Origin of the sequence: Labrys sedimenti (genome assembly GCF_034424805.1) — a bacterium.
GTDB classification, from domain to species: Bacteria; Pseudomonadota; Alphaproteobacteria; order Rhizobiales; family Labraceae; genus Labrys; species Labrys sedimenti.
Genome location: NZ_JAXOUF010000001.1, coordinates 847,365 through 872,803 on the forward strand (window position 1 = coordinate 847,365; position 25,439 = coordinate 872,803).

General features: G+C 63.0%; 23 protein-coding genes. 5 read left to right on the top strand and 18 right to left on the bottom strand.

What is annotated here, in order from left to right; genetic code table 11:
* Nucleotides 1-200: 200 nt before the first annotated feature.
* On the top strand, nucleotides 201-1,067 hold the full coding sequence (locus U1R88_RS03995) for an ATP-binding protein (protein WP_322430068.1): 867 nt from the start codon (nucleotides 201-203) through the stop codon (nucleotides 1,065-1,067).
* Nucleotides 1,068-1,160: 93 nt separating this feature from the next.
* Here the strand turns inward: U1R88_RS03995 and U1R88_RS04000 are convergent, their stop codons facing one another.
* From U1R88_RS04000 to U1R88_RS04065, 14 genes are all read right to left on the bottom strand, one after another.
* Nucleotides 1,161-2,954: a peptidoglycan DD-metalloendopeptidase family protein gene (locus U1R88_RS04000; RefSeq protein WP_322430069.1), complete on the bottom strand. Its 1,794-nt coding sequence runs from the start codon at nucleotides 2,952-2,954 to the stop codon at nucleotides 1,161-1,163.
* Nucleotides 2,955-3,271: 317 nt separating this feature from the next.
* Nucleotides 3,272-4,492, bottom strand: coding sequence for a cytochrome P450 (locus U1R88_RS04005; protein ID WP_322430070.1), 1,221 nt, complete (start codon nucleotides 4,490-4,492; stop codon nucleotides 3,272-3,274).
* 291 nt (nucleotides 4,493-4,783) lie between these two features.
* Entirely contained in the window at nucleotides 4,784-5,470 is a 687-nt protein-coding gene (locus tag U1R88_RS04010; protein ID WP_082979540.1) for a protein-L-isoaspartate(D-aspartate) O-methyltransferase, read from the bottom strand.
* Nucleotides 5,467-6,237 (bottom strand): 5'/3'-nucleotidase SurE, encoded by a 771-nt coding sequence (gene surE, locus U1R88_RS04015; protein WP_322430071.1) that lies wholly within the window; start codon nucleotides 6,235-6,237, stop codon nucleotides 5,467-5,469. The genes U1R88_RS04010 and surE overlap by 4 nt, the downstream gene beginning before the upstream one ends.
* A 181-nt stretch (nucleotides 6,238-6,418) precedes the next feature.
* A complete protein-coding gene (gene serS, locus U1R88_RS04020) occupies nucleotides 6,419-7,702 on the bottom strand; it encodes a serine--tRNA ligase (RefSeq protein ID WP_322430072.1) in 1,284 nt (427 codons plus the stop codon).
* Nucleotides 7,703-7,740: 38 nt separating this feature from the next.
* Nucleotides 7,741-8,523 (bottom strand): twin-arginine translocase subunit TatC, encoded by a 783-nt coding sequence (gene tatC, locus U1R88_RS04025; protein WP_311935963.1) that lies wholly within the window; start codon nucleotides 8,521-8,523, stop codon nucleotides 7,741-7,743.
* A gap of 1 nt (nucleotide 8,524) precedes the next feature.
* Nucleotides 8,525-8,986, bottom strand: coding sequence for a Sec-independent protein translocase protein TatB (tatB, locus tag U1R88_RS04030; protein WP_322430073.1), 462 nt, complete (start codon nucleotides 8,984-8,986; stop codon nucleotides 8,525-8,527).
* Nucleotides 8,987-9,086: 100 nt separating this feature from the next.
* Nucleotides 9,087-9,317: a twin-arginine translocase TatA/TatE family subunit gene (locus U1R88_RS04035; protein WP_068284764.1), complete on the bottom strand. Its 231-nt coding sequence runs from the start codon at nucleotides 9,315-9,317 to the stop codon at nucleotides 9,087-9,089.
* Between the two features lie 123 nt (nucleotides 9,318-9,440).
* Complete coding sequence (scpB, locus tag U1R88_RS04040; protein WP_082979539.1) at nucleotides 9,441-10,073, bottom strand: SMC-Scp complex subunit ScpB; 633 nt, start codon at nucleotides 10,071-10,073, stop codon at nucleotides 9,441-9,443.
* A gap of 219 nt (nucleotides 10,074-10,292) precedes the next feature.
* Nucleotides 10,293-11,090 carry a segregation and condensation protein A gene (locus U1R88_RS04045; RefSeq protein ID WP_322430074.1) on the bottom strand — a complete coding sequence of 266 codons (798 nt, stop codon included), beginning with the start codon at nucleotides 11,088-11,090 and terminating at the stop codon, nucleotides 10,293-10,295.
* A complete protein-coding gene (nagZ, locus tag U1R88_RS04050; protein WP_322430075.1) occupies nucleotides 11,091-12,113 on the bottom strand; it encodes a beta-N-acetylhexosaminidase in 1,023 nt (340 codons plus the stop codon).
* 172 nt (nucleotides 12,114-12,285) lie between these two features.
* Nucleotides 12,286-14,001 carry an SPOR domain-containing protein gene (locus U1R88_RS04055; protein ID WP_322430076.1) on the bottom strand — a complete coding sequence of 572 codons (1,716 nt, stop codon included), beginning with the start codon at nucleotides 13,999-14,001 and terminating at the stop codon, nucleotides 12,286-12,288.
* A gap of 66 nt (nucleotides 14,002-14,067) precedes the next feature.
* A complete protein-coding gene (locus U1R88_RS04060) occupies nucleotides 14,068-15,195 on the bottom strand; it encodes a DALR anticodon-binding domain-containing protein (RefSeq protein ID WP_322430077.1) in 1,128 nt (375 codons plus the stop codon).
* A gap of 10 nt (nucleotides 15,196-15,205) precedes the next feature.
* Nucleotides 15,206-16,426 (bottom strand): deoxyguanosinetriphosphate triphosphohydrolase, encoded by a 1,221-nt coding sequence (locus U1R88_RS04065; protein ID WP_322430078.1) that lies wholly within the window; start codon nucleotides 16,424-16,426, stop codon nucleotides 15,206-15,208.
* A gap of 140 nt (nucleotides 16,427-16,566) precedes the next feature.
* Here U1R88_RS04065 and erpA point away from each other — a divergent pair, with 140 nt between their 5' ends.
* Both erpA and xth read left to right on the top strand, forming a co-directional pair.
* Nucleotides 16,567-16,896, top strand: coding sequence for an iron-sulfur cluster insertion protein ErpA (gene erpA, locus U1R88_RS04070; protein WP_068297179.1), 330 nt, complete (start codon nucleotides 16,567-16,569; stop codon nucleotides 16,894-16,896).
* A gap of 4 nt (nucleotides 16,897-16,900) precedes the next feature.
* Nucleotides 16,901-17,683, top strand: a complete 783-nt coding sequence (xth, locus tag U1R88_RS04075) for an exodeoxyribonuclease III (RefSeq protein ID WP_322430505.1) — start codon at nucleotides 16,901-16,903, stop codon at nucleotides 17,681-17,683.
* 9 nt (nucleotides 17,684-17,692) lie between these two features.
* Here xth and U1R88_RS04080 read toward each other — a convergent pair whose 3' ends face one another.
* A complete protein-coding gene (locus tag U1R88_RS04080) occupies nucleotides 17,693-18,436 on the bottom strand; it encodes a FecR family protein (RefSeq protein WP_322430079.1) in 744 nt (247 codons plus the stop codon).
* A 271-nt stretch (nucleotides 18,437-18,707) separates the two neighbouring features.
* Between U1R88_RS04080 and U1R88_RS04085 the strand changes: the two genes are divergently transcribed.
* Complete coding sequence (locus U1R88_RS04085; RefSeq protein ID WP_322430081.1) at nucleotides 18,708-20,885, top strand: CHASE2 domain-containing protein; 2,178 nt, start codon at nucleotides 18,708-18,710, stop codon at nucleotides 20,883-20,885.
* Nucleotides 20,886-21,101: 216 nt separating this feature from the next.
* On the opposite strand, the gene U1R88_RS04090 is transcribed toward U1R88_RS04085, so the two are convergent.
* Together U1R88_RS04090 and betC are read right to left on the bottom strand one after the other, a co-directional pair.
* Complete coding sequence (locus tag U1R88_RS04090) at nucleotides 21,102-22,001, bottom strand: tetratricopeptide repeat protein (RefSeq protein ID WP_322430082.1); 900 nt, start codon at nucleotides 21,999-22,001, stop codon at nucleotides 21,102-21,104.
* Nucleotides 22,002-22,372: 371 nt separating this feature from the next.
* Nucleotides 22,373-23,893 (bottom strand): choline-sulfatase, encoded by a 1,521-nt coding sequence (betC, locus tag U1R88_RS04095; protein ID WP_322430083.1) that lies wholly within the window; start codon nucleotides 23,891-23,893, stop codon nucleotides 22,373-22,375.
* Nucleotides 23,894-24,039: 146 nt separating this feature from the next.
* On the opposite strand from betC, the gene U1R88_RS04100 reads away from it, so the two are divergent.
* Nucleotides 24,040-24,747 carry an HAD family hydrolase gene (locus U1R88_RS04100; RefSeq protein WP_322430084.1) on the top strand — a complete coding sequence of 236 codons (708 nt, stop codon included), beginning with the start codon at nucleotides 24,040-24,042 and terminating at the stop codon, nucleotides 24,745-24,747.
* A 52-nt stretch (nucleotides 24,748-24,799) separates the two neighbouring features.
* Here the strand turns inward: U1R88_RS04100 and U1R88_RS04105 are convergent, their stop codons facing one another.
* Nucleotides 24,800-25,411 carry a dihydrofolate reductase family protein gene (locus tag U1R88_RS04105; protein ID WP_322430085.1) on the bottom strand — a complete coding sequence of 204 codons (612 nt, stop codon included), beginning with the start codon at nucleotides 25,409-25,411 and terminating at the stop codon, nucleotides 24,800-24,802.
* Nucleotides 25,412-25,439 lie beyond the last annotated feature (28 nt).

Consider the following 25,439-nt stretch of genomic DNA (forward strand, 5'->3'; position numbering starts at 1 on the left):
GGGAATCGTGGGCCCTGCGTCAAAGGCGCCAGCGCAGAGGTCCCGGCCCTGCCAAGAACGCCCCTCGGCCACGCGCCAGCGTTGCTACAGCGCGCATCGCGCCTCGCCTGAAAGGCAGGCGCGGCATGCCGCCGCTTTTCAGCGCCCCATTGGCGCGTTAGAGACGAAGAGCTTACTCAAGTTCATCTCACCTGGTTGCCATGACTGATTTTTCATCCCGCGAATTGCCGCAATTGCTCGCTCGTATCGCCGACGCCCTGGAGCGGTTGGCACCGCCCGCCGCCATCAAGGCCGACTTCGATGCCGCCGAGGCCTTCATCTGGCAGGCAGGCGAGAAACATCTTCAGCCCGTGCCCAAGGTGAACAGGGTTGCAATGCCGCTGCTCAAGGGTATCGATCTGGTGCGGGATCTCCTGGTCGACAATACCGAGCGCTTCGCGCGCGGGCTGCCTGCCAACAACGCCCTGCTCTGGGGCGCCCGGGGCATGGGCAAGTCGTCGCTGGTAAAAGCCTCCCATGCCGACATCAACGCCAAGCTTGGCGGCATCCTGAAGCTGATCGAAATTCACCGCGAGGACATCGACAGCCTGCCGGAACTGATGAACCTCACGCGCCAGGCCCCCTATCGCTTCATCGTGTTCTGCGACGATCTTTCCTTCGATAGCGACGACACCTCCTACAAATCGCTCAAAGCCGCCCTGGAAGGCGGCGTCGAGGGGCGCCCGGACAATCTCATCTTCTACGCGACGTCGAACCGGCGTCACCTGATGCCGCGCGACATGATTGACAATGAGCGATCGACCGCGATCAATCCCGGCGAGGCCGTGGAAGAAAAAGTATCGCTCTCCGATCGTTTCGGCCTGTGGCTCGGCTTCCACCGCTGCAGCCAGGACGATTACCTCGACATGGTCTATGGCTATGCCGAGCACTTCGGCCTCGACCTCGATCGCGACACCATGCGGGCCGAGGCCCTGGAATGGGCGACGACCCGTGGCGCCCGCTCGGGCCGCACAGCCTGGCAATATGTGCAGGATCTTGCCGGCCGACTGAGCAAGACGTTGAACTGAACCCAATCCACCGGCCCAATAGAAAGTGGCCCGGACATCGCTGCCGGGCCACTCGAGCTGCTTCGGGGTCTCGCGGAGAAGCAGATTTCGGTATCAGGTGCCTGAGAGATAGCGGGTCGGATCGACCGGCGCGGCGCCCTTGCGTACTTCGAACAGCACCTGCGGCGAGGTCACGTTACCGGTCTGGCCGGCGGTCGCGATGGTCTGGCCACGCCGGACGGTTTCGCCTTTCTTGACGTCGAGATCCTTGGCGTGGCCGTAGGCCGTGACATAGCCGTTGGCGTGGCGGATGAGGATCAGGTTGCCATAGCCCTTCAACTCATTGCCGGCATAGGCAACGACGCCATCCTCGGCGGCCTTCACCTCGGTTCCTTCCGGTACCGATATATTGATGCCATCGCTATTGCGGCCGAAGTTCTGGATGATCCGTCCCTTCACTGGCCAACGGAACTCGGGGCTACCCGGCGTGGCGGCATTGGCATCCTTCGGCAGTTCCGCGGCGGGAGCAGCCTGCTGGGGCAGATTCGCGGAGGGCGAGATCGTCCCAGTCGCAATCGGCGCAGGCTGGCTGACTTCGGCGGGCTTGGCCGGCTTGGCAGCTGCCACCTGCGCAGGCTTGCTGGCGGGCACCTTCTGCTTGGCAGCGGCCAGCTTCTCCGCCTTGAGCTTGCTCGCCTTGGTCGGATCGACCGGCTTGGCAGCCGCCACCTGGGCAGGCTTGGCCTTGGCCTCGACCGGAGCGACCTTTGCCGTCTGAACCGGCTTGACCGTCACCGGCTTCACGGTGGCAGTCTTGACTGCCTGTCCATGCGGGGCCGCGACCTGCATCGCCTCGGCGGCAATCGACTTCTGCGTCTTGGCGGCCCTCACCGGAACCGGAGTGGCGGCACGCGCCGCCTGCACCGGCTTGGGAGCAGCCACAGGCCTCGGCTGAGCGGCGGCGGCAACCGGCACGTCACGCGGCGGACGGTTGTCGACAACCTCAGCAGCCGGCGCCGGCGCAGCGGCATGGGCCGTGCCGCGCACGACCAGCTTCTGGCCGATCTTGACGCTCATCCATTCATCGATGCCGTTTTCCTTGGCAAGGCGGGGGCGCGTCGTGCCATAGGCCTTGGCGATCGACGTGAGCGTCTCGCCCGGCTTGACGACATGAACGCCAGAGGCCGCGGCAACGGGAGCCGGCCTCGGCTTCGCACCGGCGGCCGGCGTGGTCGCAACAGGGCGAACCTTGACCTCGCCAACGCTGCCGCGTGACGTCTCGGGTACATCGCCCGGATAGGGTTGCTCGGTGGCGGCGGCGACAGTCGTCACTGCGCCGTTGCCATTCTGGGCCGCGTTGTAGACGGGGATGATGACCTGCTGACCTGGTGTCAGCGAACGGGAGGTCAGGCCGTTGACCTTCATGATCGCGTCGGAAGGCACACCGTAGCGATTGGAGAGCGTGTTGATGGTCTCTCCTGCGGCGGCCGTGACCGGCGTTCCGCCCGTCGCGGTCCAACCACCGGCCTTGAAGCCGCCGATCTGCGGCGCAGGCGTCGAGATCGCGCCAGTCACGATCGGCTGCTCGCCGCGCGCCAGGCGATATTGCGTGGACGGTGCGCTCCGTTGCGCCACGGCACCAACCGGCGGCAGTGGCTGCGAGGCGACCACACCGGCCGCCGGCACCGTGTTGACGGCATAGCCGGAGTTGTCGTAACGCGGCCTCGCCTTGGAAGGCTGCGGCTGCGCATAGGCCAACTGGTTGTCACTCGCGGTGAATGGATTGGAGAAGGGGTTCTGGGCGAACCTCGATGTATCGCTGCAGCTTGCTGCGAGGCCAGCCACTAGGGCGATCACGGCGACGCGCGACAAATGGCGCGAACGGACCAATTCGATCGGAAAACGCATAGGACGCTCACACCCACGCTTGAGAAGAAGATGGGGTGATTAAGCCTCTATTGGGGTAAACAACGCCTTAAGAGCCGGACTCAATTTGGACAAAATCCGGGAATGGCGCCGATCGCGGGCAACCGGGCACCTTGGGACCCGAGCCACTCATCTCATTGAGATCACTGAACTTTACAACCGGCCGCGTGATGCTCATGCCAGTTGCATGACAGGAGATCACAATCAGGAAACCGGACAGCCCCCGCCTCATGCGTTAAGGTGGCACCGCGCCGGCGTTCGCTGGGAATCAGCGTGGCCGGCGCGACTCACAAATGGTGTCAGCGCGTCCATTCCAGGCGCAGATCCTCGGCGCTGCGAATGCCGCCATGGCCTTCGACCTTTAGCTCGCCGACGAGCCTTGCCTGCGGAATACGGCTGACGAGCGCTGCCAATCCTTCTTCCAGTTCGGCTTTTGCCAGGGCCTCGCCCAGGCAGCGATGGGCACCGCCGCCAAAGACATAGTGCCAGCGCGTGTGATCCGTCCGCCTGATGTCGAATCGATCCGGCTCGCCGAAGACCTCTGGATCGCGCAGGGCCGACATGGTGGAGAGCATCAGCAACGATCCCGGCGCCAAAGTATGGCCGCCTATCTCGATATCTTCCAGCACCAGCCGCGGCAGCGAGGCCACCGAAGGCTCGAATCGCAGGGCCTCGGAAACCGCGCCGGGAATGAGGCTGGGATCGCCGCACACATCCTGCCATTGTTCGCGATGCTCGAGCAGAAGTGCCGTCTGGATCGCCATCGAGGCCCGGGTGGTATCGCTGCCACCCAGCACAACGATGATGATCTGCATGATCGCCTCGAGCGGCGTCATCTCGGGATTCTCGTCGATGGCGGCGATATAGTCGGACAGGAAATCGCCGCGCGGGTTCTGGCGGCGTTCCGCCACCAGTTCATACATGTAGTCGGTCATCTGGCGGCAAGCATCCTCGAGTTCGGGGATGTCCTTTTCCGTCCACGAGGTGCCCAGACTGCGGGCGATGACGTAGATCCAATCCGCGAACTTCGGAATATCGGCCTCGGGCATGCCCAGAATGGCGGCGACGGTATGGGCCGGTATGATCGCGGAATAATCCCTGAACAGGTCCATCCCGCCGGCCTCATAGTGCTGGTCGATCAGTTTCTCCGCCATCGCGCGTACCTTGGGGCGGACCTCGGCAACCATCTTGAAGGCGAAGGTCCGCGCCATCGGGCCCCGTCGCCGCCTATGGGCAGCCCCATTCGAAAGCAGCATGCATTTGTCGTAAAAGTCGAAGAGCGGTCCGGAGGTGACTCCCCTCAATTGCAGGAGCTCGGTTTCAATCTGGCGGGTGCGCTCATCGGTGGTGAGGCTGACGACATCCTTGGCGCGCAGCACGAAGAGCGGCCCATCATCCCGCCGGATGAAAGGCGTTTCCGGTCGAAATTTGCGGAACAGAGCATGCGTGTCCTGATCCAGTTCGGCAATGCTGAATGTTGGAATATCTGAAGTATATTGTTGTGCTGCCTGTTCGGTCATCTCAAATCCCCCAACCGACTTGTGGCTCTGACTGAACGGCCAGGGGTGATCTTGAAATCAGACCTGAGCTGCCAGCCCCGCACCGTCGGAAACCGCCGCATACTGCACGGGATGGAGGTATCCCGCCATCCCTCCGTGACCTGAATTTGTCTGCATTCGCCGCGTCAGAGCCTCGCCCCCTGCCCTGCAGTCGAGCGATTGAAATCCGGCTCGACAGGAAAGACAGGTTTGTACTGTGATACCGGCGATGATGGAGCCGAATCTCGCTTCCGCTCCAAACTCGACGGCGGCTTAAAGCCGGTCGGCCACGCCCAGAATCATCGAAGCGGCACGGATGTCCATCAGCGGCGTATGATGGAAACCGTCGGCGTCGCGCACGATCATGGTCAATTGCTGCTCTTCGCCGGGCGGGCCGATCGGCGCGATCATCCGTCCCCCCAAGGCCAGTTGATCCAGCAGATCCTCCGGCACCTCGCTCATCGCCGCCGTGGTGACGATACGATCGAAGGGCGCCTGCTGGCGCCAACCGGAACTGCCGTCTGCCACCATCATGGTGACATTGAGGATGGTGACGGCCCGCAGCCTTTCCTCGGCCTCTGTGACCAAGGTGCGCCAACGGTCGAGCGTAAGGACCCGCTTGGCGAGGCGCCCGAGCACTGCGGTCAGATAGCCGGAACCCGTACCGATCTCCAGTACACGGTGCAGGGGTTCGACATCCAGGCGTTCGGCAATGGTGGCCGCGAGCACAGGCGGTGTGATGGTCTGGCCACACTGGATGGGAAGGCTGAGGTCGCGCCAGGCGAAATCGGCGAATTCCGGCAGCACGAAGACAGGGCGCGGCAAAGTGGAAACGGCATTCAGCACCTTCTGATCCGTCAACCCGTGGCGGCGCAGGCGCAGGATGAAAGCCATCATCTCCTGCGCGTGTTCGTCATCGGGATTCACAAAGGGCTCGTAATCCGTCATGTTGTCCGTCATCGCACCGTTTCAAAGCTATCCGAAAGCCGTTGCAGGGCTGGCACGTCGGTCAGGTTGAGATGGAGGGGGGTCACGGAAATCTGTTTGTTGAAAAGCGCGGCCAGATCGGTGCCCTCGAGCCTGGGCGGCGTTTCCCGCCGCGGTGCCAGCCAATAGTAGGGACCACCGCGAAAATCCTGCCGCTCCACCACGTCGACGAGGGCCGCATCGCGCTGTCCTTGCGTCGTGACGGCAATCCCGACGACCTCCTCGGGCTCGCAATCGGGAAAATTGACGTTGAACAAGGTTCCCTTGGCAAAACCGTGGGCCAGGAGCTTGCGGATCACGCCGGGTGCATGCTGTTCGGCGCAATGCCAACGCATGCCGTCCCTGCCCCCGATGCCATAGCCCTGGCTGAGCGCAATCGACGGTATTCCGAGAACGGTGCCTTCCATCGCGGCTGCCACCGTGCCGGAATAGATGACGTCCTCGGCGATATTCTGGCCGCGATTGACACCGGACAGCACCAGATCCGGCAGCTTGCCCTTGAGTAGATGCTGCACGCCCATCAACACGCAATCGGTCGGTGTCCCGCTGACCGCATAGCGCTTTTCCTCGATCTGCCGCAGACGCAGCGGCGTGCTGAGCGAGAGGGAGTGGGACACGCCGGACTGATCCGTCTCGGGCGCTACGACGATCACGTCGTCGCTCAGGCTGCGGGCGATCTTCTCCAGCGAAACCAGGCCTGGCGCATGGATGCCATCATCGTTGGTAATCAGAACTCGCATCCGCCGTTCGTCCCTTGTTCGCTGAGTCCACACCAGTGTGCCACAGGAAAAGGAGCTCCGGCGAGGGTTTGTCTTACGCAATCCCCTGCCGTTACGAAAATCCCTGCAGAAACAAAAGACTACCTCACCCTTCTTGATTCTGGAATCAAGGAGGGTATGGCAGGATGCGCAGAGTCGAGGCCTATTGTCTTTCGATCCGGCGCAGGCCGCCCATATAGGGAACCAGGACATCCGGAACGGTGATGGAACCGTCTTCGTTCTGGTAATTCTCCATCACGGCCACAAGCGCGCGGCCGACAGCCACGCCCGAGCCGTTCAGCGTATGCACGAAACGCGGAGCGCCACCGGACTTCGGACGGGTCCGTGCGTTCATACGGCGGGCCTGGAAGTCGCCACAGACCGAGCAGGACGAGATTTCACGGAACAACCCTTGCCCCGGCAGCCAGACCTCGATGTCATAGGTCTTCTGCGAGGCAAAGCCCATGTCGCCCGTGCACAGCGTCATCACCCGGTAGTGTAGATCCAACCCCTTCAGCACGGCCTCGGCACAGGCGAGCATGCGCTCATGCTCGTCGCGGCTCTGCTCGGGGGCTGTGATCGAGACGAGCTCGACCTTCTGGAACTGGTGCTGGCGGATCATGCCTCGCGTATCGCGCCCCGCAGCGCCGGCTTCGGCCCGGAAGCAGTGGGTCAGCGCGGTATAGCGCAGCGGCAACTCCTCCTCGGCAGTGATCGCGTCGCGCACGAGATTGGTCAGCGAAACCTCGGCCGTCGGAATCAGCCAGAAATCGCCGGGCTGCACTCGGAACTGGTCTTCGGCGAATTTCGGCAACTGGGCCGTGCCGATCATGGCATCGTCGCGCACCAGCAAGGGCGCCGCGACCTCGGTATAGCCGTGTTCGCCGGTATGCTTGTCGATGAAATACTGACCGATTGCCCGCTCGAGCCGGGCCAGGCTCTTCTGCAGCACCACGAAGCGGGAGCCGGAGAGCTTGGCGGCAATTTCGAAATCCATCAGGCCGAGCGCCTCGCCCAGCTCGAAATGCTCCTTGGGGGCGAATGTATAGGCCCGCGCCACGCCATGGCGGTGTCGTTCGACATTGCCGTGTTCGTCGGCGCCGGTAGGAACCTCGTCGAGCGGCAGGTTCGGGATCGAGATGAGCTGGTCGTACAGAGCCTTGTCGGCGACGCGCAGCGCCTCCTCGTCAGCCGGCATGGAGGCCTTGAGCGCATTGACTTCGGCCATCAGGGCTTGCGCCTTGGCCTCGTCCTTGGCCTGCTTGGCCGCACCGATCTCCTTGGAGGCGGCGTTGCGGCGTTCCTGGGAAGCCTGCAGCCGGGCGACGAGCGCGCGGCGGCTCTCGTCGAGCTCGAGTATGGTGGCGGACAGCGGCTCGAGCCCTCTGCGAACCCGGCCTTGGTCGAAGAGACCCGAGTTCTCGCGGATCCACTTCACATCATACATGAGATCAACTCCAGAACGGTCGTCGGGACACCGACGGGCTATTCCGAAGCCTGCGTATCGCTTTCCGCGCGCTTCTTCTCAACCCACCGGACCGAATAGATCGAGAGTTCGTAAAGGAGCACGCCCGGCACGGCAAGCGCGATCATGCTCCACGGATCGGGCGGCGCCAGCACGGCGGCGATCGCGAACACGATGACGATGGCATAGCGACGCTTTTCCGTCAGGAAGGTCGAGTCGACCACACCAATCCGGCCCAAAAGGGTCAGCACCACCGGAAGCTGAAACACCAAACCGAAGGCGAAGATGAGGTTCATCAGCAAGGACAGATAGCCATCGACAGTCGCCAGCAATTCGATGGTGGCGATCCCGCTGCCGCCCAGTTGCTGCATGCCCAGTGCGAAATGCATCACCGCGGGCATCGCCAGGAAATAGACCAGCAACCCGCCCAGGAAGAAGAAGAGTGGAGTGGCAATCAGATAAGGCAGGAAGATATTGCGTTCGTGCTTGTAAAGGCCAGGAGCGACGAAACGATAGATCTGGATGGCGAAGAAGGGAAAGCCGACAAAAGCAGCGGCGAAGAAAGCAACCCGAATCTGCGTGAATAGGAAATCCAGCGGATGATTGTAGATCAGCTTGACCGGATTGCCGGCTGCCGCCCATTCATAGGGCCACAGCAAGATGAGATAGATCGATTTGGAGATCGCGAAAGCGCCGATGAACAGCACGATGAAAGCAATGCCGGATTTCATCAGGCGTGAGCGCAACTCGATCAGGTGATCGAGAAGCGGCGCCTTGGAGGCGTCGATGTCGTCTTCGGTCATCTTAGGACTTGAACGCTGCAAGGGGGGCGAAGGCGGAGGGGATTTCGACCCCGACGAGTTTGGCGGCCAAGGACGAAGGGGTCGGCCCGTCGATGGAAGGCTCGCCTGACGTGGCACCTCCTGCTCCGTTCTCCAGAACCGGTGCGATCGCTGCCGGGCTGAGCGGCGGCTCCGAATCGAACACCGAGGATTTCAGGGCGTTGCGCGCCAGGCCGGTGGGGCTGCTGATGCTACTCAAGGTTGCCGCGGATTGGCGTAGCGTGTCGAATTCCTTTTTGACATCCTCGAGATTGGCTTCCTTGAGCGCTTCGTTGAACTGGCCCTGGAACTCGCCTGCCATGCGGCGCAGCTTGTTCACGCCCCGCCCGAGGGAGCGCATCGTGCTGGGTAGCTCCTTGGGGCCAATGACGACGACAGCCACCGCCCCCACGATCAGGATATGGCTCCAGCTGATATCAAACATGCAACGCTCGGTCTGGCGAAACGAAACGCTCCGCGCATATACGCGGAGCCTAGAAAGATCCAATCTTCAGGCTGAGGCCACCGGCGCAAACCGCGCCGGATCAGCCCGCCTTGGTCTGCTCGGCCGGGTTGACGGTCGTACCGGCCTGGGTATCGATCGTCTTCACAGGCTGCTGGGCCGTCGCCGGTTCGTCATCGGCCATGCCCTTCTTGAAGGATTTGATGCCCTTGGCAACGTCACCCATCAAGTCGGAAATCTTGCCGCGTCCGCCAAACAGAACGAGGACGACGACAGCCAGAATGATCCAGTGCGTAATACCCCATGTACCCATGATACCCTCCAACGCGGCAAAGCCGATTGCAACAACACAACAACGGCGCCGCTCGCGACCCGATGATCCCAGCAGAATCTAGGCGGGCTTCACGGCAAAAACAAGAAGGTTTGCCGTTCTTACTCAACCTTCATGTTCGGGTTCCGGTTCCGGAAATGCGAAGGAAAGGTCGGCAGCCTCCAGCGGTTCCTCATCCGGCGTCAGCGCGCTGTCATCATTGGGCATGGGCACGCTGAAGCCAGGCGGCAGCCGGCCGTCGAGCAGCCCCGCTCCCTTGAGTTCATCGAGCCCAGGCAGATCGCCGACGCCATCCAGGCCAAAATGCTCCAGAAATGCCGGCGTGGTACCATAAGTTACCGGCCGTCCCGGCGCGCGGCGGCGGCCGCGCAGGCGCACCCATCCGGTCTCCAGCAACACGTCCAACGTGCCCTTGGAAATCGAGACCGAGCGGATATCCTCGATCTCGGCGCGCGTCACCGGCTGGTGATAAGCGATGATCGCCAGGGTTTCCATCGCCGCCCGCGACAATTTGCGCGTCTCATAGGCATCGCGCGACAGGATCCACGCAAGGTCGTCGGCGGTACGGAAAGCCCAGCGCCCGCCCAGCCTGACCAGATTGACGCCACGGGAGGCATAGTCGGCCTGCAAGGCAGCGATGGCGGCGCCGACATCGGCCCCCTCGGGCAGCCGGGACGCCAGCGTCGCTTCATCCAGCGGTTCCGTCGCCGCGAACAGCAAGGCTTCGATCAGGCGCATATGCTGCTTCAGATCGGTCTGCGCTATGTCTTCCGGTTGGAACGATGCTATTTCGCCCAAAGCCTAATCCTTCCCTATGCGGGCTGCGTCACAAGAATAAAGCGCGGGCCGCATGGCCTACCAAAACCTGCCTCGTCCCCGGACCGGCACCGCCCCAGGCGGTTTGCCGCACAAGGGGATAAGATGCTGCCGATCCTTCCTGATGAAACCCTGGTTCGATCAGGAAGAATCGGCCTGGCCAGTCTCCCCGCGCGACCGCAGATAGATCGGCGAGAAGGGGGTGGCCTGGCGTAAATCGAGCTTGCCTTCCTTCACGAGTTCGAGGCTCGCAGAAAAGCTAGAGGCCCGAACCGTTGCCCGTGTCGAGGGCTCGGCCAGATAGTCCACCAGAAATTCGTCGAGACTGAGCCAGTCCGCCGCCGGCCCGATCAGCGCTTCCAGCAATTCACGCGCTTCGGCCAGTGTCCAGACATTGCGTTCGGGCAGCTTGACATAGCCGACCATGGCGCGCTGGCGCTGCTGGGCATAGGCCGAGAGCAGATCATGCAGCGTCGCCTCGAATCGCCCGTGATTGTTGAGCCGGACACCTTCCGGCATGCCGCGCTTGAAAACGTCGCGGCCCAGAACGGCCCGCTCCTGCAACTGGGCGGCGGCATTGCGCATGGCCTCCAGGCGCTGCAGGCGGAACGCGAGGGCCGCAGCCAATTCGGCGGCGGGCGGTTCTTCGCCCTTGGGCGATTCCGGCAGCAGCAGGCGCGATTTGAGATAAGCGAGCCACGCCGCCATCACCAGATAGTCTGCCGCCAGTTCAAGCCGGAGCCGGCGGGCCTCCTCGACGAAGGCCAGATATTGCTCGGCAAGGGCGAGGATGGAGATGCGCGTGAGATCGACCTTCTGGCGTCGCGCCAATTCGAGCAGCAGATCGAGCGGTCCTTCGAAGCCGTCGACATCCACGACGAGCGTAGGATCGCTGACCGCCTTGTCCGCCCTCACCTCCTCGTCGAATTCATCGTTCATTCAGACCGTCTCTCCGCTGGCGAGCGCCGCCGCCAGCCGTTCCCGTGCCTCGCCGATGTCGAGCGGCTCCGGCAGGTGCCGGATGCGGGCCAAGGCGGCATCGGCACGGCGGCGTGCCTTGCCTGCCAGAGCCGGGGCAGCACGCGCCACTCCGATCATCTCGTCCATCTTGCCGTTGCAATGCAGGCCGAGATCGCAGCCCGCAGCGAAGGCCGACGCAGCCCGCTGCTCCAAGGTTCCCTCGAGGGCCTGCATGGAAAGATCGTCGCTCATCAAGAGACCATCATAGCCGATTACCTTCCTGATCACATTCCGGATCACCTTTTTGGACGTCGTAGCTGGGGATGACGGGTCCAAAGCCTGGTAAACCACATGTGCGGTCATCGCGGCGGGCATATCGGCCAGCATGCGAAAGGGCAGGAAGTCGAGTGATTCAAGTTCGGCGCGGCTCGCCGCCACGACCGGCAGCGAGAGATGACTGTCCACGCCGGCCCGGCCATGACCGGGCATGTGCTTCATCACGGGTAGCACGCCGCCGGCGATCATGCCCTCGGCCGCAGCCCTGCCAAGCGTGCCGACCGTGGTTGCGTCGAGACCATAGGCCCTGTCGCCGATCACGTCATGGGCTCCTGGCACGGGGATGTCGAGCACCGGCAGGCAATCGACATTGATGCCGACCTCCAGAAGATCATGCGCGATCAGCCTCGCGGCCAGCCGGGTGATCTCGCGGCGTGTCACCGGATCATTGGCATGGATCTGGCTATAGCGCCGCGCTGCCGGATATTTCGGCCAATGGGGAGTCGTCAGCCGCTGGACCCGCCCGCCCTCCTGGTCCACCAGAACGGGCGCATCGCGTCCCACCGTTTCGCGCAGCGAATCCGTCAGGACCCGAACATCCTCCGGCGTACCGACATTACGCCGGAACAGGATGAAACCCCAGGGATCCGCATCGCGATAGAAAGCGCGCTCGTCGGGGGTGAGCGACAGGCCGGAACAACCCAGGATCAGCGCTGATTGGGGCATGACAGTCTCTTCGGCTTTCAGGAAAATATGAAGGACGGGCAAGCCAACTGGATCGGGGCGATCGGAACTCGGCCCCGATCGCCCCGATCCAGTTGGCTTGCCCGAAATCTCTCGGACCTCTGGTTCCGTCGCCGCGCCGTAGAAACAGCGCCAGGATCGGGCCAGCCGGTACTCAGTTGCGAGCGATCACGCAATCCCCGCCGGCAGCCTTGAGCTTGCCACAGAAGGCCGTTGCCTCGGCCGGGCTGGACCAGCCGCCAACACGCACCCGGTAGTAGGTGCCGCGGTCAGGCAGATCGACCTTGCGGATCGAAGGCTTCATGCCGCCCAGCACACCTGCAAAGCGGCGCTGCAGCGACTGGAACGCGTTCTGGGCGTCAGCCGGCGAACGTTGTGAGGAAACCTGGACGACATAGCTGCCACTGGTGACCGGGGCAGCTGTCGGACCCGACGCCGCGGCCGGGGCAGCCCCGGCGGCCGGTTCGGCCGACGCCACCTGCGCCGGCTTCGGCGCCGGCGGCATGTGGCGGGGGCGAACCGGTGGCACCGCGGGCGGCGCTACCTGGATTTGGGTCGGTTCGACGACCGTGGTGGCCCCGCCATCCTCCTCGCCCGGCAAGGCCTGTGCCGGCGCCTGCTCATCCGGCAACCCCGCGGCAGAGCCTGCAGGCACGGTTGCGACCGGGGCAGCAGGAGCCGCAGGCGTAGCCTGGCCAGCCTCGCCCTGGACGAGCGGAGCGGTGTCGGGGGCACCGGCGGGAGCCGTTGGCGTTGCCACGGCTGAAGGCTGCTCAGCAGGAGGGGTCGGCGCCAAGGCCGAAACATCCACGGAACGGGTCTGCGGGGCGCGCGGCTCGGCGTTGGTGATCGGCGCTTCGCCAGTCACCACCGAGCTATCCGGCATGATCTTGATGGTCTTTACCCGCCGAGGCTCGTCGGGTGCCTGTGCAACCTGGGATTCAGAAGCATTGCTGGCGGTCTGGTCGGGTGCGGCAGCCCCCTCGGGATTGGGGAGCACGATGTTGCTCGTCGTCACCGGACGCGTCGCATTGGCATCGGGCGCCGCCGGGGTCGGGGCTGCTGCCCCTTCGGGTCGGGTCGGCACCACCGCAACCGGCTGCTCCTCATGACGCACCAGCCGCTCATTGGCGACGGAAGCGGTCTGGTTGCTGCGATTGAAGATCTCGTGAGTCGGCTGGCTGGCCGCAGCCGCGGTCTCGGCCGGCTTGATCTTGACCGGATCCGTGCTCGCCTTGATCACCGGCGGCGCGCTGCCGATACCCGGAATGTCGCTGCCGACGAAGCCGCCCTTCTTCCAGACATAGGCCAAGCCGCCCCCTATACTGGCGACGAGAACGAGAGCGGCGAGGCTGACGGCGCTGCCGCGGGACTTGCGCCGGGGCATCCGGGTCTCGGCGCGCGGCGCCAGATATTCGTCATCGGCGGCCGGCGCATAGCGATCTTCCTCGCCTTCGGGATAGGCTTCCACATAGGGATTACCGTCACGATCGACCCAGACGCCGCGCTGTTCGTCATAGACCCATTCAGGTCCTTGCTCCTCGCGCTCGTCATCGAAGACATAGGCCTTCGATTGGCGCGTAGCGACATCCTGGTAGTCGTCGTAGTAGTCGTCTTGATGAGCCTGCGCCTGCTCGGCCTGTGCATGTTTGGACACGGTCTCGGGATGGCCATCGCGAATCTCGTGTCCATTGCGATCATAGCGATCCGTCATGCCCGCCTCCCGCGAACGCAAAACGCCGGCCGAAGCATAGGCCTTTGTGTCACGCCTTTCAGCATAAACATCGCGATCGCCACCTGCAGTTGCCAGATCGGACAGCCATTGATCGCTGTTGCTGGCTGCGACACGGCGATGTTCGGTTTCAATCATGACTCGTTCCTGACCAGGCTGGTCGATCGCCAGGGGCGATCTGCGGCCAAAACGGCCGATCTCGTTTCAGCGCATCTCGTCCGGCGCAGAACTGCCGAGCAAGCCGAGTCCAGACTTAAGAACCGTCTCGACCCCGCGCACCAACGCCAAGCGGGCGCCTGTTAACAATCGATCATCATCCCTAATGAAGCGTAAATGAGGAGCCCCGAGACTGCGATAATATTGCTGGTGCAGCCCGCCAGCCAAGCTGCACAGATAGTGGAGCAGCCTGCAGGGCTCGCGCTGCCTCACGGCGAGATCGATCTGGCTTGGATATAGGGCAAGCAAGCGCAGAATCAACTGCGCGCCCTCATCCTCGAAAGCCCCAACATCCCAATGATTTTCATCGCAATCACCATGTCCCCTGATCTCCCCTTGTTGGCGTAGGGCGCAGCAGCGGGCATGGGCATAATGCAGCTCAAAGACGGGGTTGGCATGGCTCTGATCGAGCAGAAGGTCGAGATCGAGCGTGAGCGGGGCATCGGCAGGCTGCATCAGCATGCCCAGACAAGCGGCGTCGTCGCCGATAATGCCGGCGACCATCGAAAGGTCGAGCTCGTCGGCGCGATGGCCGGCGATTGGCGGGGAGTTTCGCCCTTTTAAACCCAAAAGCGGCCCGAGTCGGACAATGACATCGGCTTGCACCGCACCTGTCCGGAAGTGCCTGTCCGCGCGAGAACCGAGATGGTCCAGCATATTGGCCAGGGCAGTGCCGACCGCTTCGCAGCGCGCCGGCGACAGGGGCCTGCTGCTCTGCGGATCGGTGGCCCCGAAGTCGATCGTGGAGTAGCCTGCCCCCTCGCGCGTTCTGGCGCCATAGCGGCTGCCGGCCCTCAGCACGCCGGCAAGCATGCGGGCCCAGATCGCCGGCGCCAGGGTCAGGTTCAGAAAGCCAGGCCCGGCAATTTCGACTCCGGCGATGCCATCGATGCTCTCCAGCGTTTCGGCAAGAAGACCGGCCAGGATCCAAGATGGCATCCCTGCCGGCCGGCTCAGCACGAGGGCAGCATTGCTGGTGAAATCTCCCCGCCCGATCTGGTCCGCCACCTCGACGCCGATCGAAGCAGCATCGAGACCGCCGGGCAGACGGCCCGCGGCCTGAAGCGAAGCGATAGCCTCCTGTACGCCACCCCTGAGCCATTCGATCGGGTCCATGGCAGCGACGTCAGCGCAGATCCGGCGCCGTTCCGAACAGGCGTCGATGCTCGTTGATGGCGAAAGTATCGGTCATGCCGGCAATATAATCAGCGACACGGCGCGCACGCTTGTCCTCCCGCGCGCCTTCCAGGCCCTCGCACCATTCGGCCGGCATCTGGCTGATGTCGGCGAACAGGCGGTCGAACAGGCTGGTGACCACCTGCGCAGCATGCATGCGGACGTTCATCACCCGTTCGTGGCGATACATGTTGGGATAAAGAAAGCCCTTGATTCCCTTGTCGGCCAGCGCGACGGACGGCGAAAAGGCAATCAACGTCTTGCCGGCTGCCCGCACATCCTCGCTCGATCGGTAGAGCCCGGAGGTGAAGGCGGCCTTGCCCATGCCGATCACATCTTCCACCAGCCGGGTGATCACTCGGCGCATCAATTCGTGGGTGGTGCGGCCACGATCGAGGTCAGGATGACGATCGGCGATCTCGGCGAGCAATTCACCGGCGAGCGGCACCTGCCCGAGATCCGCGAGTTCGAACAGGCCGGCACGCAGCCCGTCATCGATGTCATGTGCATTGTAGGCAATGTCGTCGGCAATGGCGGCGGCCTGCGCCTCGGCACTGGCGAAACTCTCGAGTTCGAGATTCTGCTGGGCCTGATACTCCAGAATGGCGACGGGAATGCCCCGCTCGCGATAGCGCGCCACCGGGGTGCCGTCCGGCTGCAGCAGAGGCCCGTTGTGTTTCACCAGCCCTTCCAGCGTCTCCCAGGCCAGGTTGAGCCCATCGAACTCGGCATAGCGCCGCTCGAGCCGGGTGACGATGCGCAGCGACTGGGCATTGTGGTCGAAGCCGCCATAGGCGCGCATCGCCTCGTCCAACGCATCCTCGCCGGTATGGCCGAACGGCGTGTGGCCGAGATCATGCGCCAGGGCCAGGGCCTCGGCGAGATCCTCGTCGAGCGCCAGGGAACGGGCGATCGAACGGGCGATCTGGGCGACCTCGATCGTGTGGGTCAGCCGGGTGCGGTAGTGGTCACCCTCATGCGCGACGAAAACCTGAGTCTTGTGCTTGAGGCGGCGGAAGGCCGTGGAGTGGATGATGCGATCGCGGTCGCGCTGGAAATCGGTCCGCGTCGGCGACTGCGGCTCGGCAGACAACCGCCCGCGCGATTGGGGCGCCACCGCCCACGGACCGCGAGGCCGGATCACGCAATCGGGTATCTCGAGTTCGGCCATCGCGCCTCACGCCTTGCTTGCGCCTCAATAGAGGTTGCCACGTGGCAAGGCAAAGCTTCTTTACAGCGCGATCGAGCATTGAACCTTTGGCCCTTCGCACATATTTTCGGTACAAGATGCAGCCAAGTTTACAGGATGCCATGACCAGTCCCGTTTCCGTGAGCGACCGCGCTGCGCGCCGGATCGCCAAGATTCTCGAAAGTGAACCGTCCGGCTCGATGCTGCGCATCAGCGTGGAGGGCGGCGGCTGCTCCGGCTTCCAGTACAAGTTCGTGTTCGACACCGAACGCCACGAGGATGACCTGGCGATCGCCAAGGAAGGCGCCACCGTGCTGATCGACGAGATGTCGCAGCAATATATGGAAGGCGCCGAGCTCGATTATGTCGAGGATCTCATCGGTTCTGCCTTCAAGATCAACAACCCGCAGGCCACTGCCGCTTGTGGCTGCGGCACCAGCTTCTCGGTGTGACATGGTGCGTGTTGCCAGCTGGAACGTGAACTCAATCCGCCAAAGGCTTCCCCATCTCACCGGCTGGCTGAAGGACGCCCAACCGGACGTCGTCTGCCTCCAGGAGATCAAATGCGTGGACGAGGCATTTCCCGCCGCCGAGATCGAGGCGCTCGGCTATAATGTCACCGTCCATGGCCAGAAAACCTTCAATGGCGTGGCCATACTCTCCAAGCACCCATTCGACGAGGTGAAGACGCGGCTGCCGGGCGACGATGGCGACGAACAGGCCCGCTATATCGAGGCCGTGATCTCCACCGCCTCCGGCGCGTTGCGTGTCGCTTCGATCTATCTGCCGAATGGCAATCCGGTCGGCACCGAAAAATATCCCTACAAGCTCGGCTGGATGGAGCGCCTCAGGCAGCACATCAGCGGCCTGCTCGCGTTCGAGGAACCCTTCGTGATGGCGGGCGACTACAACATCATCCCGCAGGCGGCAGACGCCAAGAACCCGGCAGAATGGGTGAATGACGCTCTCTTCCTGCTGCAGAGCCGCTCCAAGTTCCGCGAATTGCTGGCGCTCGGCCTGACGGATGCGTTCCGGGCCTGCGAGGATGCGCCCGGACACTATACCTTCTGGGACTATCAGGCCGGCGGCTGGCAAAAGGACAACGGCATCCGCATCGATCATCTGCTGCTGTCGCCGCAAGCGGCCTCACGCCTCCAGGGCTGCGCCATCGACAAGGCGATGCGCGGGCAGGAAAAGGCCTCCGACCACGTGCCGATTCGCTGCGACCTCGCCCTCTAGCGTGTGTCGTCAGTCGCGCTGCTGTGGCGGGTTGAAGGTGGGGAAGTTGAAGCCCGGCCGCCTCTGGCCGTGATTCTGGCCCCCCTTGCCGCCATAACGTCCGCAGAGTTGGGCCCCCGCGCTGGCCTCGGCACAATGGGGCGAGAATACCACCGGCGGCCCGCCCCTTCGCGACCTACTGCCGGGGAAGATGGTAATCGTCTCTCCCCGCCGTTTCAGAAGCGGGCAGCGCCGCCGGCGTTCCTGGTCGATGGAAAGCCCTCTCTGGCGAGGACAGACCTCGATGGCGCCTTCCCAGATGGTGAAACGCTCATAATTGTCGCTGATTTCGGCCGTGAAATTGGTCCCTCTCACACCGATCCCGGCGAGCGGCGTCTGGATCCAATAGGCCTTCTTGGCGGAGACACCGCTGGCAAAGCGAAACACCCCCTTCGACAGGCCGATCACCACATCCCTGGCCTGCCCCCCCGAATAGACGAAGCGGTCAAGCTTGGCCGATGCCGAAGAACCGAGCGCCAGGCGCGTCTGGTCGAGGAATTTGATTTCAAGGGCCCCGGAAGGGCCGGTGCGCACGGTCTCGTCGCGATAGACAGCGATATCGACCCCGAGTTCTCCGGCAACCGTGCCGATGGCGGCAGGGGTCACGCCGACCGTGTTCCCCACGGTCTCGGCAGCGTTGGCGGACGTGAAGGCCAAGCTGCAGGCTGCCGCCAGTCCAAAGAAGCGGGGTGTCAGGAAGCGCGATCGTGGCATGCCGATAATCCGCCCTATGTCCGGTCACTGTATTGTCGTTGGCGAAAACCGGCCTCCGACCGCCGGTGCCCGAGTTGAGCGAGCCGAAGGGGTGGCAGCGATGCCATGACCATCATGACGCATTCCCTTCCATGATCAAGAGGCGAGACTTCTGCGGCCTACAACCCAGCCACACCGGCTGCCGCCAGGGAAAAGCTGATAATTCACTGGCCGAGCGGGGCGAATTCCTCCAGTAGTACCTGCTGTGCTGGAGTATGAGCGTGACATCGACATGCGGCTGAAGCGCTTCCTTGGATATCCGCTGGTGGTGGCTCTGCCGCTGCTGATCTTCAGCCTGTTGACGTTGCTTGGTCCCGCCCCCCTCCCCCGGTTGCAGGACATCGTCTTCGACACTTATCAGCGCTGGCACGCCAAGGGACGCGATCCCGATTCGCCCGTGCGCATCGTGGCGATTGACGAGAAATCGCTGTCCGAAATCGGCCAATTCCCCTGGCCGCGCAGCGTGATCGCCACGCTCACTCAAAAGCTGGCCGATGCCGGTGCCGTCGTGGTTGCCTTCGACGTCTTGTTCAGCGAGGCCGACCAGACCTCGCCAGGACTGTTGGTCAAGAAGCTGCCCACCAGTGCCGAACGGGAAGCGCTGGAAAAAGCCATGAGCGCCTCCACCGCCTCCTACGACGTCATGTTTGCGCAGACCATGGCGAACATACCCGTCGTGCTCGGTCTTCTGGGAACCGATGCCGGCGAGCCGGTCAAGATCAAGAGCGGATACGGGCAGGTCGGGGATGACCCCGTCAATTTCCTGCCCTCTTTCCCAGCCGCTAAAATGCCGCTGCCCGTCCTTTATGATGCGGCCCGGGGAGCGGGTGCCATCAACTGGTTTCCCGACGGCGACAGCGTCATCCGCAAGGTGCCGACCTTCGTCGCCATCGGCGGCAAGGTGGCGCCATCCCTATCGCTTGAAACCATTCGCGTCGCCATGGGCGCCGACACCCTCATGGTGCGCGCTTCCAATGCCAGCGGCCAGCCCGCCTTTGGCGTCCAAAGCGGCATCAACACCATCCGAATCGGCGACGGCGACAGAAGCATCTTCATCGATACCGACAGCAATGGCGAGGTCCGCCTGGTTGCGCGCCGATCGGAGCCGTCATCCTGGATCTCGGCCGCCTCGATCCTCGACGGCAGCTTCAATCCGCAGGACATCAAGGATCATATCGTCTTCGTCGGCGCAGTCGCCATCGGCCTGCGCGATCAGCGAAGCACCTCGGTGGAAGAGGCGATCCCCGGCGTCGAGGTGCATGCCCAGATCGTCGAACAAGTGCTCGCCGGCGCCAGCCTGGTGCGACCTGACTGGATGCGCGGCCTAGAGGCATTCCTCATCCTCGCCCTGGGCAGCCTGCTGGCCTGGATTCTCAGGCGCACCCGCAACATGCCGTTGGTTTCGACCGTGGCCGGCCTCTCCATCCCGATCATGATCGCCTGCTGGAGCTGGATCCTCTATGTGCGGCAGGGCGTGCTGTTCGATGCGGTGATGCCGAGCGTGGGCACCCTCTCCGTCTTTCTCGCCGCCACGGTCTATCACTACCAGGAGGCCGAGCACCGGCGAGCCGAGGTACGCTCGATGTTCGGCCGCTTCGTGACGCCGGCAGTGGTGGAGCGCCTGGTCGAAGCTCCAGATCGCATCGTGCTCGGCGGCGAGATCCGCGAACTCACCATCATGTTCTCGGACGTGCGCAACTTCACCGGCATTGCCGAGACCCAGTCGCCGGAGGGCGTGGTGTCGCTGATCCGCCGCATCCATACGCCGGCGACGGAAGCCGTTCTCCGCCATAGCGGCACCATCGACAAATTCATCGGCGACGGCATGATGGCCTTCTGGAATGCGCCGCTCGACATGCCGAACCATGCGACGCTCGCCTGCAAGGCCGCGCTGGATATAGCCGGCATGGCACGCGAGTTTCGCGATCCGCCGATCCAGATGGGCATCGGGCTGCATACGGGCGAGGCCTGCGTCGGCAATCTCGGCTCGGAACAGCGGCTCGAATATTCGGCCCTCGGCGATGCGGTCAACCTCGCCTCGCGCCTGGAGGCTCTGACGAAGCTCTATGGCGTGGAGGTTCTCGTCACCGAAGCCACCAGCCGGGCGGCGACCGGCATGCCCTTCCTTGAGCTCGACCGTGCCATGGTACGCGGTCGGCAGGGTGCTATCGGGCTGTTCGCCCTTCACACCGGCGAGGCGGATACCGACTTCTTCCGGCTGCAGGTCGCCCAGGCGGAAATCCTGGCGCCCTATCGGGCCGGCGATTTCGTGGAGGCCCTGGCGTTGCTGGAAAAAAACGCAGGAGCCTATCAAAGGGGCTACCAGCGCCTGTTCGAATATTACTCAAAGCATTTCAATAGATTGATAGGAAACCCTAAACTTGATTGGCAAGGCGTGACCCAGCTCTGATAGGCATCAATTATCCTTCAGAGACATTTGCCGCCCAAGGGATGGCTCGCCTGCTCCACTCCGGAGATGCAGGGGACAATGTTCGAGCAGATTGCTCCGACCTTGCTAATGCCGGCAGCGCCGGTCGGCTCAAGATTGCCAGCAGATAACGAGCGGTCCAAGGCGTCAGCTTCGGTCAGCAAACACGAACCATCCGCACTTTCGATCTGCGCCGACCTATGAATGGTCCTTGAGGAACTGCGCCAGATAGGTCAGGCACATCTCGCGCTCGTCCGGCGTCGCCTTGGCGAAGGCATCGTCATAGAGATCGATGATCCACTGGTCGCGCTCGCCATTGGCACCGTCGCGCGCCAAAGTCAGATACATCAGGCCCCGCGCGCCCTGGCGCGGCATGTCGTTGCCCGACAGCAGGAGGTGGCCGAGCACGGCCTGTGCCTGGCGATGGCCCTTGTCGGCGGCCAGACGCAGCCAGCGGCCAGCGGTGATGGCATCGCGCTTTTGCACGGCATTGCCGTCGAGATAGATGCGGCCAAGATTATATTGTGCGTCGCTGTCGCCGAAATAGGTGGCGGCATACTGGAACAGCTCGGTCGCGTGCCTGGGATTGGGCTTCACCTCGTTGGGGATGCCCGAAACGTAATAGGAGCCGAGCGCGACGATCGCACTGGAAACGAAGCGGGCCTGGGCAGTGTCCGGGCTGTCCTCGCCATGGGCGTCGACGATAGCCTGGTAATAGTCGAACGCCCTCTTGTCGTCGCGCGGAACGCCATCCCCTTCAGAATACATCCGGGCGAGTTTCCACTGGGCCAAGGCATGGCCCTTGCTGGCGGCGAATTCCAGCGCCTGTGATGCTCCGGCAAGGTCGCCGGCCTTATAGGCCTTGGTGCCGTTGCGAAAGGCCTGCATCGGAGAAGGATCGTCCGCCGGCGTCTTGGTACCGTCGAAGGCCTGTGCCGCCACGCAGCCCAGGGACAGGAAGAGGCCGAGGCCGCTCGCGCGCAGAAGACAGCGCATCGAGGCAAGCGATTTGCCATGGCGCGCCGGGCCCCGATCAAGGGGTCCGCCTGCGGTCAGCCGGCCGGCCAAGGGAGAAATCTGGTTCATAGTGAAGGACATAGCCGACACTTCTGCCGATTCTTTGACCGATTCACGGCGGCTCTTCTGCCAAAGCCGCAAAGTTGATGGCTTTTTCGCGACGGCACCGGTCGGCCGGCGGAATCCTCCGGGCACGTGGACACGACCACTGGCAAATCCGGCGCTGTCCATTGCGTGTTCGCGAAAAGCTCTATCCAAGTTCGACCGCCACTCAAGCAACTCAACTGCGTTCAGCACGCTGGAGATCTTGACGCTCCAAAATGCGGGCTGAATTCAGCGGTCACTTTGTGGCAGGAACGCGGCCAAGTCGACGGCTGGAGGTCGGCAACGTAAGACTTCGAATCCGTGTTGCTCTATTGCCACACCGGACAGTGAAGAATTAACCATAGCATTTACGGGCGCACACGAGGATAACGTGCCATCGCCTCCAGATCATCAAGGTCTATGGTGTTGCGCATATACTGCCTGGAAGCGTCCTTGAAAGGTTGAAAGTCCCACGAAGTCGCTTTTCCAGAGTTCAAGGCGTCGTCCACAACCCGACGACGACGCTGGCTGGCGCGTACATCGGCATCGATAGCAGCAAGGCTCCAGCGCGTTTCTATTTCCTTACGAAAACCTGCCACGATTTCGGCATATACCGGCTCCGCCGCAAGATTTGTCAGTTCGGCGGGATCAACAGCCAGATCGTAGAGCTGATCGGGATCGGCAGGTGAATGCACGAATTTGAAGTTGCCGCGGCGGAGCATCAGCAGAGGCGCCACAGTACCTTCGGCAAGATACTCGCCGCGAACTTCATCATGCCCGCCCTCTCCGAGGCAATGCGGCACCAGGCTGGCTCCGTCGATGCCAGTCAGCTGCGCAGCCGCGCCAGGTTCGGCCATATCGACCAGGGTTGGCAGGATATCGACCAGCGACACGCTGGCAGCGACGCGATGCGGACGATAGAGCTGAGGCGCACTGATGATCAGCGGCACCCGGGCTGAGCCCTCGAACCAGCTCATCTTGTACCAGAGGCCGCGCTCGCCCAGCATTTCGCCATGGTCGCCGGTAAACAGAATGATCGTTTCCTTATCGAGGCCCGTCGCTTCCAGGGCCTTGAGCAGCTTGCCGACATTGGCATCGACATAGGAAATCGCACCGAAATAGGCATGCCGGGCATTGCGGATGTGTTGGTCGGTGATTTCGGCCTTGTCCATGTCGCAGACATGGCGCAGGCGCAGGGAGTGCGGATCGAGCTCCTCGACCGGAACCACATGACGAGGCAGGGGAATTTCCTCGTCCCGATAGAGGTCCCAATAGTCCTGCGTGATCGCGTAGGGATCATGCGGATGGGTCAGCGACGCCACCATGCAGAAGGGACGCTTGTCGGGACTGCGCACATGTTCATAGAGGGCGCGCTCGGCTGCGAACACCACCTCATCGTCGAAATCGAGCTGGTTGGTGCGCACGCAAAGGCCGGCATCGGTCACCGATGACATGTTGTGATACCAGCTCGGGCGTTCGTGCGGATGATCCCAATCGGGAGTCCAGCCATAGTCCGCCGGATAGATGTCGGTTGTCAGCCGCTCCTCAAAACCATGTAACTGGTCAGGCCCGCAGAAATGCATCTTGCCCGACAGCACGGTGCGGTAGCCTGCTCGCCTGAGATAATGCGCCCAGGTCGGGATGTCGGCGCGGAATTCGGCGGCATTGTCGTAGACACCCGAGCGCGACGGCAATTGCCCGCTCATGAACACGGCGCGGGAGGGCGAACACAAAGGCGAGTTGCAATAGGCGCTGTCGAACACCACGCCGCGCTCGGCCAGGCTCACGATATTGGGCGCCTTGACCAGATCGAAGCCGTGTACCGGCAGGAAGGCCGGTGCGAGCTGATCCACCATGATGATGAGGATGTTGGGCTTGGACTGGGACATGAGGACCTGACGCGCTGGGCTGGATTCGCAAACGGGAATAGCAATTGTCGGAACACATCGCGAGATGGCCTTGCTTGCATCCGACACGGGCTGGCCTCGGCGGCGCATTTGGGCTTATAGGGACGAGCCCAGTTCGAGAGATCGCGATGTCCCCTGCCCGCCTCACCACGCTCGCCTTCGATGCCGACGATACGCTCTGGCAGAACGAGCAATATTTCAGGACGGCCGAGGAAGAACTGGTCAGCCTTCTTGCCGACTATGCCGACAAGGATACGCTGCTGGCGCATCTTCTCGAAGTCGGCAAGCGTAATGTCGTCAGCCACGGCTTCGGCATGAAGACCTTCACCTTCTCGATGATCGATACCGCCATCGACGTCAGTGGCGGCCGGGTGCCGGCACAGGTCATCGGGCGCATCCTGGCGCTCGGCAAGGAGATCCTCAACCATCCGGTCGAGTTGCTGCCTGATGTCGCCGACACGCTGGAAAGCCTGGCGGGCAGCTACAGGCTCATCCTCATCACCAAGGGCGATCTGTTCCATCAGGAGAACAAGATCGCTCAGTCGGGGCTGCGCGGATTGTTCGAGGCGGTGGAGATCGTCAGCGAGAAGAATGCCGATACCTATGCGCAGGCCTTCGCGCGGCATGGCGATGGTCCCGAGGCCTCCATGATGATCGGCAACTCGTTGAAGTCCGACGTGATTCCCGCGCTCCGGGTCGGCAGCTGGGGCGTCTATGTCCCCCATCCCCTGACCTGGGCCTTCGAACATGCGGACGCGCCCCTGCACGAGCCTCGCTTTCGCGAGATCGAAACGCTGACGCAGACCGTCGACGTGATCCAGGCAATCAAGGATTAGGCATCGGGCGACTACGCCTCCCCGGACCCAATGCGGTTCGCCTAAGGAGGTTTCACGCGGACCGATAGACCTGTGCTACCGAGCCTCCGGGAAAGGCCGTCGAGATGATGGGCTCGAGGCGCCTTGGCGAGGTGATGTCGGAGAAGATCGGCATGCCCTTGCCGAGGACGATCGGATGCACCACCAAGGCGTATCGATCGACCAGCGCCCGGGCGACGAGGCTGCGCGCGAACGCAGCGCCGCCATGGGCAACGATCGGCTTGCCGTCGCTGGCCTTCATCCTGGCGATCTCGTCGGCCAGATCGCCGCTGGCCACATGGGCCTCCTTCCAACTTTCCGCACCGGGCTGCTGTTGTCCCGATCGGCCATTGCCGGCGCTGGCGGGGGCGTCAACCACCTTCAGGGTCGCAGATCCCTGCCTTGAAAAGACGGCCTTGGGTATCTGGTTCATTGCTGGCGCGAACACGCTGGTGGAAGTTGGCCAATGGGCGGCCATGGCCTGGAAGGTTCGGCTACCCATGATGTGCAGGCCCGCCTTCGACACAATCTCCAGCTTCCAGGCGATAGCCTCCTGGTCACCATCGAAGATCCAGTCGAGTTCCCCCTCAGGGCCGCAGACGAAACCATCGAGCGACATGGTCATCGTCAGGATCAATTCTCTCATTGCCTTCTCCTCGCATCCATTCGCTCCA